Here is a 16,176-nt window from a genome sequence, read left to right as displayed (position 1 = left end):
CGTTTGTGGGGTCGGCCGTGGCCGCGGTGCGGTGCGGCGCCGTCCGGTGGCTACGCTGGCGACATGGTCCGATTCCCGCTGGGCGAGCGCTGGTACCGCTGGAGTGCCGCGCACGCAGTGGGGATCGACAGGGCTCTCGCGGCCGCGTTGGCGTTGCTCGGTGTGGCCGTCTCGGTCGGCACCGGACCGCTCGACGTGGCGATCGCGCTCGGCCTGACCGTCCCGCTGGCCTGGCGTCGTACCCGCCCGGCGGTGACCGGGTTCGCGGTCGCGCTGTCCTCGGTGATCTACCTCGCCGCGGGGACCCAGACGAATCTCGCGCTGCCGGGCATCTGTGTCCCCATCGCCCTGTACGCGCTCGCGGCGTACGGGCCGAGGTGGGCGGTCGGGTGGGGCCTGGCCGCGGCCGTGCTGGGTGTGGTGGCGGCGGGCCTGCGGTTCTTCGGCGGCGAGGAATCCACCTGGCAGGCCCACGCCTTCATCATTGCCTTCCTGATCGTGTACGTCGTCGCGGTGTGGGCCTTCGGGGACCTGCGCCGGGTGCGCAACCAGGAGTTGGAGGGCCTCACCGAACGGGCCCGGCTGCTCGAGCTCGAGCGCGCGCAGGAGGCGGAGATCGCCGCGATCAACGAGCGGACCCGGATCGCCCGGGAGATGCACGACATCGTCGCGCACTCGCTCACCGTGGTGATCGCGCAGGCCGACGGCGGGCGCTACAGCGCCAGGGCCGACCCCGAGGCGGCGGTCGCCGCGCTCGAGACGATCGCACAGACCGGGCGGCAGGCGCTGACCGACATGCGTGCCCTGCTGTCGGTGCTGCGTTCGGACCACCCCCGTGAGTACAGCTCCACGCCACGGGTTTCCGACATCGACGACCTGATCAGGGAGATGCGTCGCGGCGGCCTCGCGGTGGCGCACCGGGTCGAGGGCGAGGCCCACGAGCTGTCCACCGGGGCGGAACTGACCGCGTACCGGATCGTGCAGGAGTCACTGACCAACGTGCTCAAGCACGCCGGACCCGCCGCGCAGGTGACGGTCGGCCAGCGGTGGGGCGAGCGGGCGCTCGAGCTGACCGTCAGCGACGACGGCCGGGGCGGCGCCGCCGCCCTGGTCGCGCCGAGCGCCGGCGGGCAGGGCGTGATCGGGATGCGGGAGCGGGTCGAACTGCACGGGGGCCGGTTCGAGGCGGGTCCGCAGGCCGGCGGCGGCTACCGGGTCCAGGTCGAACTGCCCTACGAGAGGAACATGACATGACGGAATCCGGGCCGATCCGGGTCGGACTGGTCGACGACCAGCAGTTGGTGCGGGCCGGCTTCCGGATGGTGATCGACTCCCAGCCGGACATGAGCGTGGTCGTCGAGGCCGCCGACGGCGAGCAGGCATTGCGCGAGCTGACCCGGGTGCCCGTGGACGTGGTGCTGATGGACGTGCAGATGCCGAACATGGACGGCATCGAGGCCACCCGCAGGCTCGCGGCGCTGGAGCTGTCCCCGAAGGTGGTGGTGCTCACCACCTTCGACAACGACGAGTACGTGCTCGCGGCCATCTCCGCGGGGGCCAGTGGGTTCCTGCTCAAGGACGCCCAGCCCGAGGAGTTGCTCGACGCGGTGCGGACCGTGTACCGGGGCGACGCGGTGATCGCCGCCCGGTCGACCCGCAGGCTGCTCCAGCACGTCGGCCCGATACTGGCCGGGGCGACCCCCGTGGCCCGTCCGCAGCTGCCGGAGGCGCTGACGAAGCGGGAGGTGGAGGTGCTCGAGGCGATGGCGCACGGACTGTCGAACGGCGAGATCGCGGCGAAGTTCTTCGTCTCCGAGGCGACGGTGAAAACCCATGTGGGACGGGTGCTCTCGAAGACCGGTTCGCGAGACCGGGTCCAGGCGGTGGTGTTCGCCTACCAGGCGGGGCTGGTGCGGCCGGAGGACCTGCTCCGCGGCTGACGTCCTACCCAGGTATGACGGGGCCGCCCGGTGGGTCCCCCCGCACGCCGATGCTCCCGCGCCCCGGATCCCACCTCGCGCCGATGCGCCCGACCGGTCCGCGCTCGTAGCGTCGATTTCATGACGACACTGGACATTCCGGCGGCCCGCGCGGTCGCACTGACGAAGCTGTACGGGGAGGGCGAGGCCGCGGTTCGCGCGCTGGACGCGGTGGACGTGGACTTCCGCCGCGGGGAGTTCACCGCGATCATGGGACCGTCCGGCTCGGGGAAGTCGACCCTCATGCACTGCCTCGCAGGCCTCGACGAGGCCTCCGGTGGTCGGGTCTACCTGGGGGAGACCGACCTGACCGGGCTCGGCGACCGCGCGCTGACCGAGTTGCGCCGTGACCGCATCGGATTCGTGTTCCAGGCGTTCAACCTGCTGCCGGTGATCACCGCGGAGGAGAACATGCTGCTGCCGATGCGGCTGGCCGGGATGCGCCCCGACCCCGACTGGATGGCGCAGGTGGTCACCCGACTCGGCCTTCGGCACCGGCTCGGCCACCTGCCACACGAGCTGTCCGGCGGCCAGCAGCAGCGCGTCGCGGTCGCGCGGGCCCTGCTGCCCCGGCCGGACGTGATCTTCGCCGACGAGCCCACCGGGAACCTCGACTCCCATTCGGGTGCCGAGGTGCTCGGCCTGCTCCGGGCGAGCGTGCGCGAGGTCGGTCAGACCGTGGTGATGGTCACCCACGACCCGGTCGCCGCCTCCTATGCGGACCGGGTGGTGCTGCTCGCCGACGGCCACATCGCCGGCGAGATCGACAGTCCCACGACGGATTCGGTGATCGAGATGATGCGTGAGCTCGGGGCGCGCACATGCTGAGCCTCACCCTCGCGCAGGCCCGCGCCCACGCGGGCCGCTACCTGGCCTCCGTCCTCGCGGTCCTGATCGCCGTCGCGTTTGTGGTGGCGACGCTGGTGCTCGGCGCCACCACGCAGGCCAGCATCACGAATTCCCTTGCCGGGCAGTACCGGAACACCGACGTGGTGGTGGCAGACGCGGGCGACGCCGAGCAGGCCCGCCGCGCCGCCCTGGCCGTCGGCGAGGTGGCCGGGGTGCGGGCGGTGACCACTGACACCGAGACCGCGGTGCGGGTGTCCGCGGCGGAACACGGGAAGCTGTTCGGGACGGCCACCTCGCTTGCGGTCGACGAGGACCTGCGCTGGCAGCGCCTGTCGGACGGGCGTTTCCCCGACGCACCCGGCGAGGTGGCCGTCGGCTCCGGCTCCGGGCTCCCGCTCGGCAGCCGGGTTGCGGTGACCGCGCTCTCGGCCGACGCCGGAGAGGTCTCGGGCGAGGCCGTCGTGGTGGGGGAGGTCGACCTGTCCGGGAGCGCCCGGCGGATGGGCGGGGTCTCGCTGTTCGCCACCGCGGACCAGCTCGCGACGTGGACCGCGGGCGGGGCGCACCACGAGATCCGGGTGGCCGGCGTCGACGGAGACCAGTCGGCACTCGCCGCGGCGGTGGCCGGCGCCCTCGGGCCGGATGCCACCGTGCGGACCGGGGCCGAGCAGGCGGAGGCGGCCTCGGCCGAGTACCTCGGCGGCGCCGACGTGATCCGCAACGTGCTGTTGGCCTTCGCGGCGATCGCGGTGGTGGTGTCGGGGCTGGTCATCGCCAACACATTCGCGGTGCTCGTGGCCGCGCGGACCCGGGAGATGGCGCTGCTGCGCTGCATCGGGGCGACCGGAGCCCAGGTGCGGCGCGGTGTGCGGATCGAGGCGCTGGCCGTCGGGCTGGTGGCCTCCGTCGCCGGGGTACTGGCCGGGGTCGGGCTGGCCTGGGCCGTCACCCGGGTGGCCGGGGCCCTCGACGCCCCGGTCCCGCTCGACACCCTCGGTGTCTCGCCGGCCGCGGTGGGGGCGGGTCTGGCGGTCGGGCTCGTGGTGACCTACCTGGCGGCCATGGCGCCCGCGCGGGCGGCGACGCGGGTGGCGCCACTCGCCGCCCTGGCCCCCGTCGAGGCGAAGCCCGAACCGGCCTCGTCCTCGTTGGCCCGCAACGTCGGTGGCGGCGCCGGGCTGCTCGTGGGCGTGGTGGTGCTGGCCGCGGGCGTTCGCGCCGAACAGGTGACCGTCGCGTGCGGCGGCGGCATCCTCCTCTTCCTCGGCGTGGTCCTGTTGGGCCGCACCGTCATTCCCGCCGCGGTGGCCGCGCTCGGTCGGGCCCCGGCCCGGCTGGCCGGACCGCTGGGGGAGCTGGCGGTGGGGAACGCGCTGCGAAACCCGCGCCGTACCACCGCGACCGCGACCGCGCTGCTGGTCGGCGTCACGGTCACCGCGACCATGGTGGTCGGCATCGCGGCGGTCGGGGCCAGCGCGCCGAAGGCGCTCGACGAGCAGTTCCCCGTCGACGTGACCGTTGTCAGCGCCGCGCCGCAGGGCATACCCGTCGACCTCGAGCGCCGGGTCGGCGCACTCGACCGGGTGACGGCCGTGGCGCCGTTGCTGCGCGCCGAGGCGACGGCCCCGAACGGCCAACGGGTGACCCTCTCCGGTGTGGACCCGGATGCCACCCGCGCGGCGCTGCGGATCCCGCTCGCACTGCCGCAGGCCGGGCAGATCTCCCTCTCGCCCGAGCAGATCGACGCCCTGGGCGTCGCCGTGGGACAGCGGCTCGAACTCCGCCACGACGGGGTCACACGGGCGTTGACGGTGGTCGCCGGACCGGACGGACAACCCGCGCTGGTCGGACGGTCGGAGGTGCTGGCGATGACCACCGCCCCGGTCACCGAGTCACTGTGGATCCGGCTGGCCGACGGCTTGACCGACGAACAGGTCAACGCGGTGCAGTCCGAGATCACCGACGCGGCAGGACAACTCGACCCGACCGCGGAGGTCGGCGGCGCGGTGGCCATGCGCGCCGCGCTCGCCTCGGTGCTCGACACGCTGCTGCTGATCGTCGTGGGACTGCTGTCGGTGGCGATCCTGATCGCGCTGATCGGGGTCGGCAACACGATGGCGCTGTCGGTGCTCGAGCGGCGGCGTGAGTCCGGACTGCTGCGGGCGGTCGGGGTGAGCCGGGCGGGCCTGCGGACGCTGCTGGTGTACGAGGCCGTGCTGGTGGCGGTGGTCGCCTCGGCGCTCGGGGTCCTGCTGGGCCTGGTGCTGGGTGTGGCGGGCACGGCATCGGTGTTCGGTGCCGGGGACGTGGTGCTGCCGTCCTCGGCCTGGCTGACGCTGGTGGTGATCGTGTTGGTCGGCGGGGTCGCGGGGGTGGCCGCGGCGCTGCTGCCGGCCAGGGCCGCGGCACGGGTGTCGCCGGTTCAGGCCCTGGCCGCCTGAGCCACCGCGCCGCGCCGGTTCTCGGCGCGGCGCGGTGTTCCGTCGTGCACCCGGTGCCAGATGCCGAGCGACTCTGGCCAATGCCCCGGGTGAGGCGTTCAATGGGAGCAGTGCGGCGATCGGGGCGCGGCGCGGAGGACAGCGCACTGTCACGGCGGTGCGGTGTGACCGTTTCCGGTAACGCAAGGAGTTGAGGGCACGATGGGATCGATCAGCGAGAATGTACTGCTGGCCATGATCGGGTTGATCAGCAATCTGCTGACAGGCATGAACGGCGGCAACGGCGGCGGCAACGGCGGCGGTGACGGCGGTGGCTTGGGAGGCGGCTTGGGCATGGGCGGCCTCGGCAGCCTGGGTGGGCTGAGCGGCTAGCCTGCCCGCACCCGGGTCACCTTCTCGCTCGCGACGCGACGCTCGGACCTCTGCTCGTCCGGGTTCGCGACCTGCACCAGCGAGGCTCCGGCCGCCAGCACGGCCAGCAGTCCGTCGGTCAGCTCGCGGGTGGTCGACCACCCGGTGGTGGACAGCACCCGGTCGTCGGTGGAGAAGCCTTGCGCCGCCGCGGATTCGCGAGCCTCCGCCAGGACCTCGGCGACGGTCCGGCCGTCCAGGGCCGGTGCGCCGGCCGCCGCCGCGTCGGGGCGGAACTGGTCGCCGTGCACCCGCACCGAGGTCGCGTAGTCGGTCACGCCCACCGGCAGGTTGTCGGCCGGGCGACCGAACGCGTCGAGGGACAGCACGGCCACCTCGGGCAGGTCCGCGACCTCGTCCAGTCCCTCGGCGGTGACCAGTGCCAGGTCCGCGTCGTCGGCGGCGGTCAGCAGCACCTCCGCACCCGTCCACCAGCAGCCGAGCAGGACGGCGGCGGACTGCCAGTGCGCGGGAAGCAGCACGCTCACCCGGGCCCCCGGCAGTAGACCGAACTCGTCGCGCAGCAGGTTCGCGGTCTTGGCAGCCCAGTTCGCGAGGGTGAGCGCGGACAGCTCGATGCGCTCGCCGCTGGCGTCGTCGTAGTAGGTGACGCGCGGCCGCGCCGGGTCCCGCTGCAGGATCGGGTCGAGCAGGGCCGCGGTCAGGTTGGTCTCGCTCACGAATCCGCTTTCTCTAGTTGGCGCACTGCACCAGTCGAACGGCCATCAGTTCACACACCGCGTCAGTTCACGCACTGGGGTCCCTTGCGGCCGGCATCGATGGCCGGCCCCGGGGTGACCGGGGTGGTGTTGGTGCCCTTCTCGACGATGTCGGAGGTCGGTTCGGCGGAACCGGACGTGGTGGCCGAGGCGGAACCGGGACCCGAGTAGTCGGTGGCGAGCACCACCCGCACGGTGTCCGCCGGCAGCGACGGGTCGCCGACCACCTGCAGCCCGCCGAGCGCCGCGGCGACCGACTTCGCGCCGTCGGAGTCGGAGTCGGCGGCAAGGATCCGGCTGGTGCTCACCGACGTGCCGGTGTTGTTGCCGACCGCGCCCTCGAGGAAGCCCTTCGCGGACAACGCCTCCGCGACCCGTGTCGCCAGCCCGCCGATTCCGCTGTCGTTGGCGACGTCCACCGTCACGGTCGAGGGGTCCACCGACGGTGTCGACTCCGCGTCGGAGTCAGTGTCCTCGCCCTGGCCCGCGAGCGAGGCCACGTACTTGCGGACCGCCTTGGGATCGACCTGCACGATGGACTCGCCGTAGTCGGTGGTCGCGTTGATGTCGACGACCGGGATCGTCTCGAACTTGACCTCGCCGCCGGCGAGACCCTGCAGTTGCTTGGCGAAACCGAGGATGTCCCAGTCGTCGTCGATCACCACCGAGCGCTGTACCGCGGAACTGAGCTGGCTCAGCTTGCTCGGGTTGCTCAGCGTCTTCGCGGAGAGCACCTGGTGCACCAGCGAKGCCATGAACACCTGCTGGCGGACGATGCGGTCGAGATCGCCGCGGGGCAGGTCATGTCGCTRCCGGACGAAGGACAGCGCGTCGGCGCCGCGGAGGGTCTGCTCGCCCGCCGGGAACTTGGCCCCGGACATCCACTCGTCCACCGGGTTGTTCAGGCACACGTCGACGCCGCCGACGGCATCGGTGAGCAGGACGAATCCCAGCAGACCGACCTCCGCGTAGTGGTCCACGGTCACCCCGGTGAGGTTCGCGACCGACTTGATCAGGGCCTCGCGGCCGGCCTGGGTGGCCTGCTGCTCGGCCTCGGAGTCGGATTCGCCCTCCGCCTTCAGCCGGTCGAGTTCGGTGGCCTTGGTCGCGCCGAACGCGGCGTTGATCTTGGAGTTGCCGATGCCCGGGACGTCCACGTAGGAGTCGCGCGGAATCGACAGGGCGGTCGCGGAACTGCCGTCGACGGGCACCCGGATCAGCACGACGGTGTCGGTGTTGTCGGCCTCGGCGTCGCCCGCGCGCAGCGAGTCGAGCTCGCCCTGCGATAGGGGGTTGCCGTGCGCGTCGGTGCGGCTGTCGGTGCCGACCATCAGGATGTCCAGCGCGCCGTCCTTGGTGCCGCCGAGCCCGAGTCGGGCGGTGGCGAGGTTGGCCTCGAGGGCGTCGACACTGCGCCAGGCGAACCCGGTGACCACGAGGACCAGCGCCGACACGATGGCAAGGGCCAGTCGTCCCGGGTGGGCGGTCAGCCCGCCCGCCGAGGTGGTCGGGCGCGACCGATCACCCCTGGGCGGTCTTCGGCCCGGCGTACTGCCGCCGCGCACCTTGCTGTCCGGCACGAATTGGGTCCTCCTGTCGATACGGTGTCCCTTCGACCCGGTCTCAGGCTACTGACGAAACGGCCCCGGTCTCGGACCTCGGACCGGCGTGCCAGACTTTCCGATGTGACGAAGATCCTTGTGACCGGCGCCCGTGGCCAGCTCGGTACCCAGTTGCTCCGCCGTGGTGCCACTCTCGGGTTGGACGTCGTCGGCCTGGGGTCGGGCGAGTTGGACATCACCGACCCCGACGCCGTGGCCGCGGCTGTTCGGCCCGGTTCGGTGGTGCTCAACTGCGCCGCGTACACCGCGGTCGACGCCGCAGAGTCCGACGAGCCCGCCGCGACCAGGGTGAACGTCGACGGGCCGCGCACCCTTGCCGAGGCCACCGCGCGCGTCGGCGCCCGGCTGGTCCACGTCTCGACCGACTACGTGTTCGCCGGCGACGCGACCGTCCCGTACGAGCCGGACGCGCCGACGGGTCCCCGGACCGTATACGGGCGGACCAAGCTGGCGGGGGAGCGGGCGGTGCTGGCCGCGGACCCGGCCGCGGTGGTGGTCCGCACCGCCTGGGTGTACACCGGGACCGGATCCGACTTCGTGGCCACGATGCTGAGGCTGCAACGCGAGCGCGACCACGTCGACGTGGTGGACGACCAGGTCGGCTCGCCGACCTTCGCCGGTGACCTCGCGGCCGGACTGCTCGAGCTGGCCGGCCGCGACGCGGTCAGGGGCGTCCTGCATGCGACCAACTCCGGGCAGGCCAGCTGGTTCGACCTCGCCCGCGCGGTGTTCGCCGCCGTGGGCGCGGACCCGGAACGGGTACGCCCCTGCGGCACCGCGCAGTTCCCGCGGCCCGCCCCTCGTCCGGCCTACTCGGTGCTCTCCCCGGCGGCGTGGGCGACGGCGGGTCTGACCCCGCTGCGGCCGTGGCGCGCGGCGCTGGAGGCGGCCCTGGCGGAGGTGCCCGCGGTCTGCGACTAAGGTTGCCCGCGTGAGTTCGCAGCTGGCCGTGGTGACGGTTACCTATTCGCCCGGCAGGCATCTCCAGGAGTTCCTGGACAGCCTCCAGGACGCAACCCGGTTGACGACGCAGGTCGTCATGGTCGACAACGGTTCGACAGACGGTGCGCCGGAGGCGGCCGCCGCCTCGAACGAGAACGTGCGCCTGCTGCGCACGGGGGAGAACATCGGCTACGGAGGCGCGATCAACCGCGCGGTCGCCGAGCTGGACCCCGCGTGCGAGTTCGTCGTCGTCGCGAACCCCGACATCCGCTGGGGCGCCGGATCCATCGACACCATGCTCGCCGCCGCCGAGCGCTGGCCGCGGGCCGGCGCACTCGGGCCGATGGTGCTCGAGCCCGACGGCAGCGTCTACCCGTCCGCCCGCGAGGTCCCCGGACTGGTGTCCGGCGCCGGGCACGCGGTGCTCGGCACGGTGTGGCCGTCGAACCCGTGGACGCAGCGCTACCGTCAGGAGAACGAGCAGGTCTCCGAGCGTGCGGTCGGCTGGCTGTCCGGGTCCTGCCTGCTGATGCGCCGCGACGCGTTCGACGCCGTCAACGGCTTCGACTCGCGCTACTTCATGTACATGGAGGACGTGGACCTCGGCGACCGGCTGGGCCGGGCCGGCTGGCTCAACGTGTTCGTCCCGTCCGCCGAGGTCACCCATACCAAGGGTCACGCGGCCGGGCGCCACCCCGAACTGATGCTGCCGGCTCACCACCAGAGCGCCTACCGGTTCCAGGCGGACCGGCATCCGCACTGGTGGCAGGCTCCGGTGCGGTGGGCGCTCAAGGGCGGTCTGGCGGTGCGGTCGAAGATCGCCGTGGCGTCGGCGGTGCGCAATCGTGCGAACGAAGAGGAGACAACCGGCCATGTCGGATGACTTTGGGGGCAATGACATCGTGGGGAACGAGATTGTGCGAAATGACGCGGTGGACGCGGTCGTGCTGGTCGGAGGCAAGGGCACGCGGCTGCGGCCGCTGACCCTGTCGGCGCCGAAGCCGATGCTGCCGACGGCGGGCCTGCCCTTCCTGACGCACCTGCTGGCCCGGATCCGGGCCGCGGGCATCACCCACGTGGTGCTCGGCACGTCGTTCAAGGCGGAGGTCTTCGAGGAGCACTTCGGCGACGGTTCCGAGCTGGGCCTCGAACTCGAGTACGTCACCGAGACCGAGCCGCTGGGCACCGGCGGCGGCATCCGCAACGTGCTCCCGAAGCTGCGCGCCGACAACGTGGTCGTGTTCAACGGCGACGTGCTCGGCGGTACCGACCTGCGGGCGGTGCTGGACACCCACGCCGCCACCGACGCGGACGTGACGATGCACCTGGTCCGGGTGGGCGATCCCCGCGCATTCGGCTGCGTGCCGACCGACGAGAACGGCCGGGTCACCGACTTCCTGGAGAAGACGCAGGATCCGCCGACCGACCAGATCAACGCCGGCTGCTACGTGTTCCGGCGCGAGATCATCGAGAAGATCCCGGCGGGTCGCCCGGTGTCGGTGGAGCGGGAGGTGTTCCCCGGACTGCTGGCGGACGGCCGGCGGGTGTTCGGTCACGTGGACGCCGCGTACTGGCGTGACATGGGGACCCCGGAGGACTTCGTCCGCGGCTCGGCGGACCTGGTCCGCGGCATCGCGCCGTCCCCGGCGCTGACCGGCCCGCGCGGCGAGGCACTGGTGCACCCGGGGGCCGGAGTGGCGCCGGGGGCCGTGCTGATCGGCGGGACCGTGGTCGGCCGGGGCGCGGAGGTCGGTGCCGGGGCGCGACTCGACGGCGCCATCCTGTTCGACGGTGCTGTGGTGGAGGCCGGCGCGACGGTGGAGCGCTCGATCGTCGGGTTCGGTGCGCGGATCGGCCCGCGGGCACTGGTCCGCGACGCCGTGATCGGCGACGGCGCCGACATCGGCGCGCGCTGCGAACTGCTGCGCGGCGCCCGGGTGTGGCCCGGCGTGGCCCTGCCCGACGGTGGCGTCCGCTTCAGCACCGACGTGTGATTCGGCACCGATTCCAGATTTCTTAGCTTTGCTACTGAAATACTGGGGGGCATGATGCCGCAGGAACCCGTATTCCACAGGTACGTCGCACTCGGTGACTCGTTCAGCGAGGGCGTCGGCGACCCCGACCCGACCCGACCGAACGGCCTGCGCGGCTGGGCGGACCGGGTGGCGGAGGAGCTGGCCCGGCGCGACGCGGACTTCGGCTACGCCAACCTGGCCGTCCGCGGTCGGCTGCTCGGGCCCATCGTCGACGAACAGCTCGACGCCGCGATCGCGATGGAACCCGATCTCGTCACGATCTACGCGGGTGGCAACGACCTGATGCGGCCGAGGGTCGACCTCGACGCGCTGGCCGCGCGGTACGACGAGGCGATCGGCAAGCTGACGGCGACCGGCGCGACGGTGCTGATGTGGACGGCGTTCGACGCGGGCTGGTCGGCGGTGTTCGGCAAGCTGCGGGGCCGCTCCGCGATCTACAACGAACTGGTGCGGGAGGTGGCCGACCGGCACGGCGCGACGCTGGTCGACTTCTGGCGCTTCGACGAGTACCAGGACCTGCGGATGTGGGACTGGGACCGCCTGCACATGTCCACCCCCGGACACCAGAACATGGCGATCCGGGTACTCGGGACGCTCGGCGCCCCGCACCGGATCGAGAGGGACTCGCTGGGGCCCGACCTGCCCACCGACAAGGCGTCGCGGCGGCGCGCCGATCTCGCGTGGACCAAGGACTTCCTGGTGCCGTGGGTCGGTCGGCGCGTGCGGGGCAGTTCCTCGGGCGACGGCGTCAGCGCCAAGCGGCCCGCGCTCGCACCCATCGGCTAGCCGGCACCCACCGACGCAGGAGGGCCGACCGGGAATCCCGGTCGGCCCTCCTGCGTCAGGTTGGTCAGTCGGTGCCGAGGTTGCGGGTCGAGGAGATCGCAATCAGGCCGATCAGGCCGACCAGGGCGAAGGCGTAGAAGCCCCAGGGCACCGCGTAGCCGGCGCCGAGCAGCGCGCCGCCGAGGAGGGGGCCGCAGATCGCGCCGACCCGGCCGACGCCCGCGGACCAGCCCAGGGCGGTCGCGCGGATGGCCGCCGGATGGTTGGCGCTGGTGAAGGCGTACACGAGCACCTGGGCGCTGAAGACGAAGCAACCGGCCAGGAAGACCAGCACGTAGATGCCGCCCGCGACGTCGATGCTGAGCGCCGCGAGGAAGATGGCCGCGCCGGTGAACCACACGATGGCGGCGGCGCGGGGCCCGATCTTGTCGGCGACGCGGCCCGCGACGAGCAGGCCGACGATGGCGCCGGCGTTGAGGATCAGCAGGAACGTCAGGGCCGCGCCGAGTTCGTAGCCGGCCTCACGCATGATCGTCGGCAGCCAGGTGTTGAGGCCGTACACCAGCAGCAGGCCCATGAACGAGGTGACCCAGATGGCGATGCTGTTCCGCAGGAACTTCGGCGAGAAGAGCGTCTTGACCGGGTTGGTGGCGGTGGCGGCTGCGTCGGCGGCCGGCGCCGGCTCGAGGGTGAGGCCGTACTGCGCGGCGATGGCCTCGGCCTCGTCGCGGCGGCCCTTGGAGAGCAGGAAGGACGGCGACTCCGGCAGGTACCGGATCATCAGCGGGATCAGCACGATCGCGGGCGCCGCGCCGATGACGAACATCGAGTGCCAGCCGAAGGGTTCGATCATCACCAGGGCCAGCGCGGCCGTCGCGACGGCGCCGACGTGGTAGCCGGTCATCAGCAGGGTCGAGGCCGACCCGCCGCCCTGCTTCTTCGAGAACTCGTTGACCAGGGCCAGTGCGGTGGGCAGCGCGCCGCCCAGGCCGATGCCCGCGATGAAGCGGAGCAGCCCGAAGACGAACGGGTTCGGGGCGACGGCGCACAGCAGGGTGACGATCGAGAAGGCGGCCACCGCGTAGATCAGTGCCCGGCGCCGCCCGATGACGTCGGTGAGGGTGCCGATGACCAGTGCGCCGATGGTCATGCCGACGAGGCCGAACGTCGAGATGGCGGTGATGGCGCCCGTGCTCAGGTTCCAGTCCCCGTACTCGCGGAGCGAGGGGATGACGGCGCCGAGTACGACCAGGTCGAAGCCGTCGAGCAGGACGGCGATCCAGCAGAGCGGTGCTACCCACATTGCGGTCGAACCGCGGGTCAACGGTCGTTCGATGGTGCTCATTCACTCTCCGGAATCCACAGGCGTTCGCGATGCGAACCACCGTTCATTTTTTGGCAGACGTCATTGTTTGGTGGATCACATTCGAATGTCAAGCGGGCGGACCGCGGGGGTGGTAGGTCATCGCGGCGACGCGGCGGCCACACTGGACGCGTGAGTGAGGTGAACGCCGTCGACCGCAGCATGCTCGCTCGGGCCTTCCTGGTGCTGAACTCCTTCAGTGTCGAGCGGCCGCGCCTGACGCAGTCCGAGCTGAGCCGGCGCACCGGTCTGCCGTTGCCGACGGTGCACCGGTTGTGTGGGCAACTGGCGGACCACGGCGCCCTCGAGCGCGACGCGGACGGGCGCTACGAGATCGGCGTGCGGCTCTGGGAGCTGGGGGCGCTGGCACCCCGCGCGCACGGGCTCCGGCAGGTCGCAATGCCCTACCTCGAGGACCTCTACGAGGCTACCCACGAGAACGTCCAGTTGATCGTGCGCGAGGGGCTCGAGGCCCTGTACATCGAGCGGCTTTCCGCACGTGGGGCGGTGACTGTGGTGGGGCGCGCAGGCGGTCGGCTGCCCCTGCATGCGTCGAGCGGCGGGCTGGTCCTGCTCGCGCACGGGGGAGCCGATCTGCTGGCCGAGGTCCTCGAGGCCGGGCTGGCCCGGTTCACCCCGAACACCATCACCACCGAGCACCGGCTGCGGTCGACGCTCGCCGAGATCCGGCGCGCCGGCTACATCGTGTGCCGTGAGCACCTCAACGTCGGCACGCTGGCGGTCGCGGCGCCCATCCTGCGCGCCAACGGCGCCGTGGTCGCGTCCATCTCCGTCGTCGTCCGGGCGGCCGACGATCCGGCCCCGCTCATCCCCGCCCTGCGAGCCGCCGCGCGGGGCATCTCGCGCGGAATGTCGTGACGGACGTCTCAGGGTCGGCGACGGAGATTTCTTTCACTGAGTGAAAGTCGCGGTATCGCACCGGAACCGCCGCGGGAACAGTGGTGGCGATCACGAGCTACCGAGGAGTATCCGCATGACCAACCCGAGCACCCAGGTCGGCATCGTCGGCGCCGGCCCGGCCGGACTGATGCTGTCCCACCTGCTGCACCTGCGCGGCATCGAATCCGTCGTGCTGGAGGCCCGCACCCGGGAAGAGGTGGAGGGCACCATCCGTGCGGGCGTGCTCGAGCAGAACACCGTCGACCTCATGACCGCGACCGGCCTCGGCGACCGGCTGAAGGTCGAGGGGCTCGAGCACCACGGCATCGAGCTGCGGTTCGGCGGCCGCGGGCACCGCATCGCGTTCGACGAGCTCACCGACGGCCGCGCGGTGACGGTCTACCCGCAGCACGAGGTGCTCAAGGACCTCATTGCCAAGCGCATCGCGGACGGTGGCGACATCCGGTTCGGCGTCTCCGACGTCGAGGTCCACGACCACACCTCCGACCAGCCGTACATCACGTACACCGACACGGACGGCAACCCGCAGACCGTCACCTGCGCCCTGGTCGGCGGCTGCGACGGCTCGCGCACCAAGACCCGCAAGCTCATCCCCGAGCCGGCCATCCGCCAGGACCACTTCCGTCAGTACCCGTTCGCCTGGTTCGGCATCCTCGCCGAGGCGCCGCCGTCGTCCGAGGAACTGATCTACGCCAACCACCCGCGTGGGTTCGCGCTGATCAGCACCCGCACCCCGCAGGTCCAGCGGCACTACCTCCAGGTCGACCCGGACGACTCGGTGGACAACTGGTCCGACGACCGCATCTGGTCCGAGCTGCACGCCCGGGTCGACGGTGAGGGCGCGGAGATCAAGGACGGCAAGATCTTCGAGAAGTCGATCCTGCAGTTCCGCAGCTTCGTGTGCGAGCCGATGCAGCACGGCAACCTCTTCCTCGCCGGCGACGCCGCACACACCGTGCCGCCGACCGGCGCCAAGGGCCTGAACCTGGCCGTGGCCGACGTCTACGTGCTCTCGAAGGGCATGGCCGAGTTCTTCGAGGCCGGCAACCGTGGCCCGCTCGACGACTACACCGAGACGGTGCTGCCGCGAATCTGGCGCACGCAGCACTTCTCCTGGTGGATGTCGTCGATGATGCACCGCCTGCCCGACGCGTCCGGCTTCGACCACAAGCGTCAGGTCGCCGAGCTCGACATGGTGACCCGCTCGGTCGCCGGCCGCACCCTGATCGCCGAGAACTACGTGGGCACCCCGCTGGGCTGACATGCGATACGACCGGCCCCACTGGAACATCCAGTGGGGCCGGTCCGGGTTCGGTGGATGTCGCGAACGACTACGGCGCGGAGCTCAGGATCCGCTCGATGTCGTCGAGGACGGTCATGCCGCCCAGCGGACCGACGCCGGTGATCCAGAAGGACGTGTCGACCAGGTGCACGTCGGGGAAGGCGTCGAAGAGGATGCTCGGAACCGTCGTACGGTCGCTGGGCTTCGCGGTCGTGGCCAGCACGATGTCGGCCCGCGCCTCTCCCACCCGTTCCGGCGACAGGTCGACCGAGATCGAGTTCTCCCAGTCCCGTTCGGGCGTGGTGAATCCCGCGCATTCGAGTGTGCTGCCCGCGAACGAGGTGGGGCCGTACAGCGTCAGGTTCTCCGACCGTGGACGGATGAGCTGCGCGGTCTTCCCGGTGGTGCCGAACTTGGTGGCGATCTGGTCGCACCGTCGCTCGTAGTCGCCGAGGAGGGTCTCGGCCTCGGCGGGCTTGTTCAGCGCCGACGCGACCAGTCGCACATTGTCCTGCCAGGGATCCGCCTGCGAGGCCATGTAGACAGTCGGGGCGATGGCGGCGAATCGGTCGTAGAGATCGGCGTGCCGGGTGTCGGTGCCGATGATCAGATCCGGCTTCAGCGACGCGATCTTCTCGACGTTCGGGGTCGGCACGATTCCGACAGTGGTTGCGGCGGCGGCCTCGGGGCCCAGGTACGACGGCACGCCCACGGTCTCGCTCAGGACGGTGGTCCCCACCGGGATGGTGCCGAGGGCGACCGCGGTATCGAGGTGAACCGGCTCGAGGACGACCACACGCTGCGGGTTCAGCGGCACCTCGGTGG

General features: G+C 71.7%; 15 protein-coding genes. 11 read left to right on the top strand and 4 right to left on the bottom strand.

Annotated features, from left to right (window positions below):
• Positions 1-63 precede the first annotated feature (63 nt).
• The 5 genes from AC1DU4_RS16375 (at position 64) to AC1DU4_RS16355 (ending at position 5,641) form a co-directional block, all read left to right on the top strand.
• Positions 64-1,254, top strand: coding sequence for a sensor histidine kinase (locus AC1DU4_RS16375; RefSeq protein WP_477841510.1), 1,191 nt, complete (start codon positions 64-66; stop codon positions 1,252-1,254).
• The gene (locus AC1DU4_RS16370; RefSeq protein WP_477841508.1) at positions 1,251-1,940 is read left to right on the top strand and encodes a response regulator; all 690 of its coding nucleotides are present in this window, start codon (positions 1,251-1,253) and stop codon (positions 1,938-1,940) included. The genes AC1DU4_RS16375 and AC1DU4_RS16370 overlap by 4 nt, the downstream gene beginning before the upstream one ends.
• 120 nt (positions 1,941-2,060) lie before the next feature.
• On the top strand, positions 2,061-2,807 hold the full coding sequence (locus tag AC1DU4_RS16365) for an ABC transporter ATP-binding protein (protein WP_477841506.1): 747 nt from the start codon (positions 2,061-2,063) through the stop codon (positions 2,805-2,807).
• Positions 2,801-5,269, top strand: coding sequence for an FtsX-like permease family protein (locus tag AC1DU4_RS16360; RefSeq protein ID WP_477841504.1), 2,469 nt, complete (start codon positions 2,801-2,803; stop codon positions 5,267-5,269). The genes AC1DU4_RS16365 and AC1DU4_RS16360 overlap by 7 nt, the downstream gene beginning before the upstream one ends.
• A 201-nt stretch (positions 5,270-5,470) precedes the next feature.
• Complete coding sequence (locus AC1DU4_RS16355; RefSeq protein ID WP_477841503.1) at positions 5,471-5,641, top strand: hypothetical protein; 171 nt, start codon at positions 5,471-5,473, stop codon at positions 5,639-5,641.
• On the opposite strand, the gene AC1DU4_RS16350 is transcribed toward AC1DU4_RS16355, so the two are convergent.
• Together AC1DU4_RS16350 and AC1DU4_RS16345 are read right to left on the bottom strand one after the other, a co-directional pair.
• Positions 5,638-6,360 (bottom strand): TIGR03089 family protein, encoded by a 723-nt coding sequence (locus tag AC1DU4_RS16350; RefSeq protein WP_477841502.1) that lies wholly within the window; start codon positions 6,358-6,360, stop codon positions 5,638-5,640. The two genes, AC1DU4_RS16355 and AC1DU4_RS16350, sit on opposite strands and share 4 nt — an antisense overlap.
• Positions 6,361-6,422: 62 nt before the next feature.
• Complete coding sequence (locus tag AC1DU4_RS16345; RefSeq protein WP_477841539.1) at positions 6,423-7,889, bottom strand: LCP family protein; 1,467 nt, start codon at positions 7,887-7,889, stop codon at positions 6,423-6,425.
• 195 nt (positions 7,890-8,084) lie between these two features.
• On the opposite strand from AC1DU4_RS16345, the gene rfbD reads away from it, so the two are divergent.
• Genes rfbD through AC1DU4_RS16325 form a run of 4 tightly spaced genes read left to right on the top strand, consistent with a single transcriptional unit; the run spans position 8,085 to position 11,785 of the window.
• Positions 8,085-8,942, top strand: a complete 858-nt coding sequence (gene rfbD, locus AC1DU4_RS16340) for a dTDP-4-dehydrorhamnose reductase (RefSeq protein ID WP_072843635.1) — start codon at positions 8,085-8,087, stop codon at positions 8,940-8,942.
• 10 nt (positions 8,943-8,952) lie between these two features.
• Positions 8,953-9,846, top strand: coding sequence for a glycosyltransferase family 2 protein (locus tag AC1DU4_RS16335; protein WP_477841500.1), 894 nt, complete (start codon positions 8,953-8,955; stop codon positions 9,844-9,846).
• Between the two features lie 34 nt (positions 9,847-9,880).
• Complete coding sequence (manB, locus tag AC1DU4_RS16330; protein WP_072843797.1) at positions 9,881-10,957, top strand: mannose-1-phosphate guanylyltransferase; 1,077 nt, start codon at positions 9,881-9,883, stop codon at positions 10,955-10,957.
• A 51-nt stretch (positions 10,958-11,008) separates the two neighbouring features.
• On the top strand, positions 11,009-11,785 hold the full coding sequence (locus tag AC1DU4_RS16325; RefSeq protein WP_477841498.1) for an SGNH/GDSL hydrolase family protein: 777 nt from the start codon (positions 11,009-11,011) through the stop codon (positions 11,783-11,785).
• A gap of 64 nt (positions 11,786-11,849) precedes the next feature.
• Here AC1DU4_RS16325 and AC1DU4_RS16320 read toward each other — a convergent pair whose 3' ends face one another.
• Complete coding sequence (locus AC1DU4_RS16320) at positions 11,850-13,130, bottom strand: MFS transporter (protein WP_477841496.1); 1,281 nt, start codon at positions 13,128-13,130, stop codon at positions 11,850-11,852.
• Between the two features lie 180 nt (positions 13,131-13,310).
• On the opposite strand from AC1DU4_RS16320, the gene AC1DU4_RS16315 reads away from it, so the two are divergent.
• On the top strand, positions 13,311-14,027 hold the full coding sequence (locus AC1DU4_RS16315) for an IclR family transcriptional regulator (RefSeq protein ID WP_477841537.1): 717 nt from the start codon (positions 13,311-13,313) through the stop codon (positions 14,025-14,027).
• A gap of 115 nt (positions 14,028-14,142) precedes the next feature.
• Positions 14,143-15,330, top strand: a complete 1,188-nt coding sequence (locus AC1DU4_RS16310) for a 4-hydroxybenzoate 3-monooxygenase (protein WP_477841494.1) — start codon at positions 14,143-14,145, stop codon at positions 15,328-15,330.
• A gap of 70 nt (positions 15,331-15,400) precedes the next feature.
• Here AC1DU4_RS16310 and AC1DU4_RS16305 read toward each other — a convergent pair.
• Positions 15,401-16,176: ABC transporter substrate-binding protein (locus AC1DU4_RS16305; protein WP_477841492.1), on the bottom strand; the 776-nt coding region annotated here is incomplete at its 5' end.

It is taken from the genome of Rhodococcus sp. P4_F5 (assembly GCF_056401315.1).
This window is presented reverse-complemented; position numbering and strand designations above follow the sequence as displayed.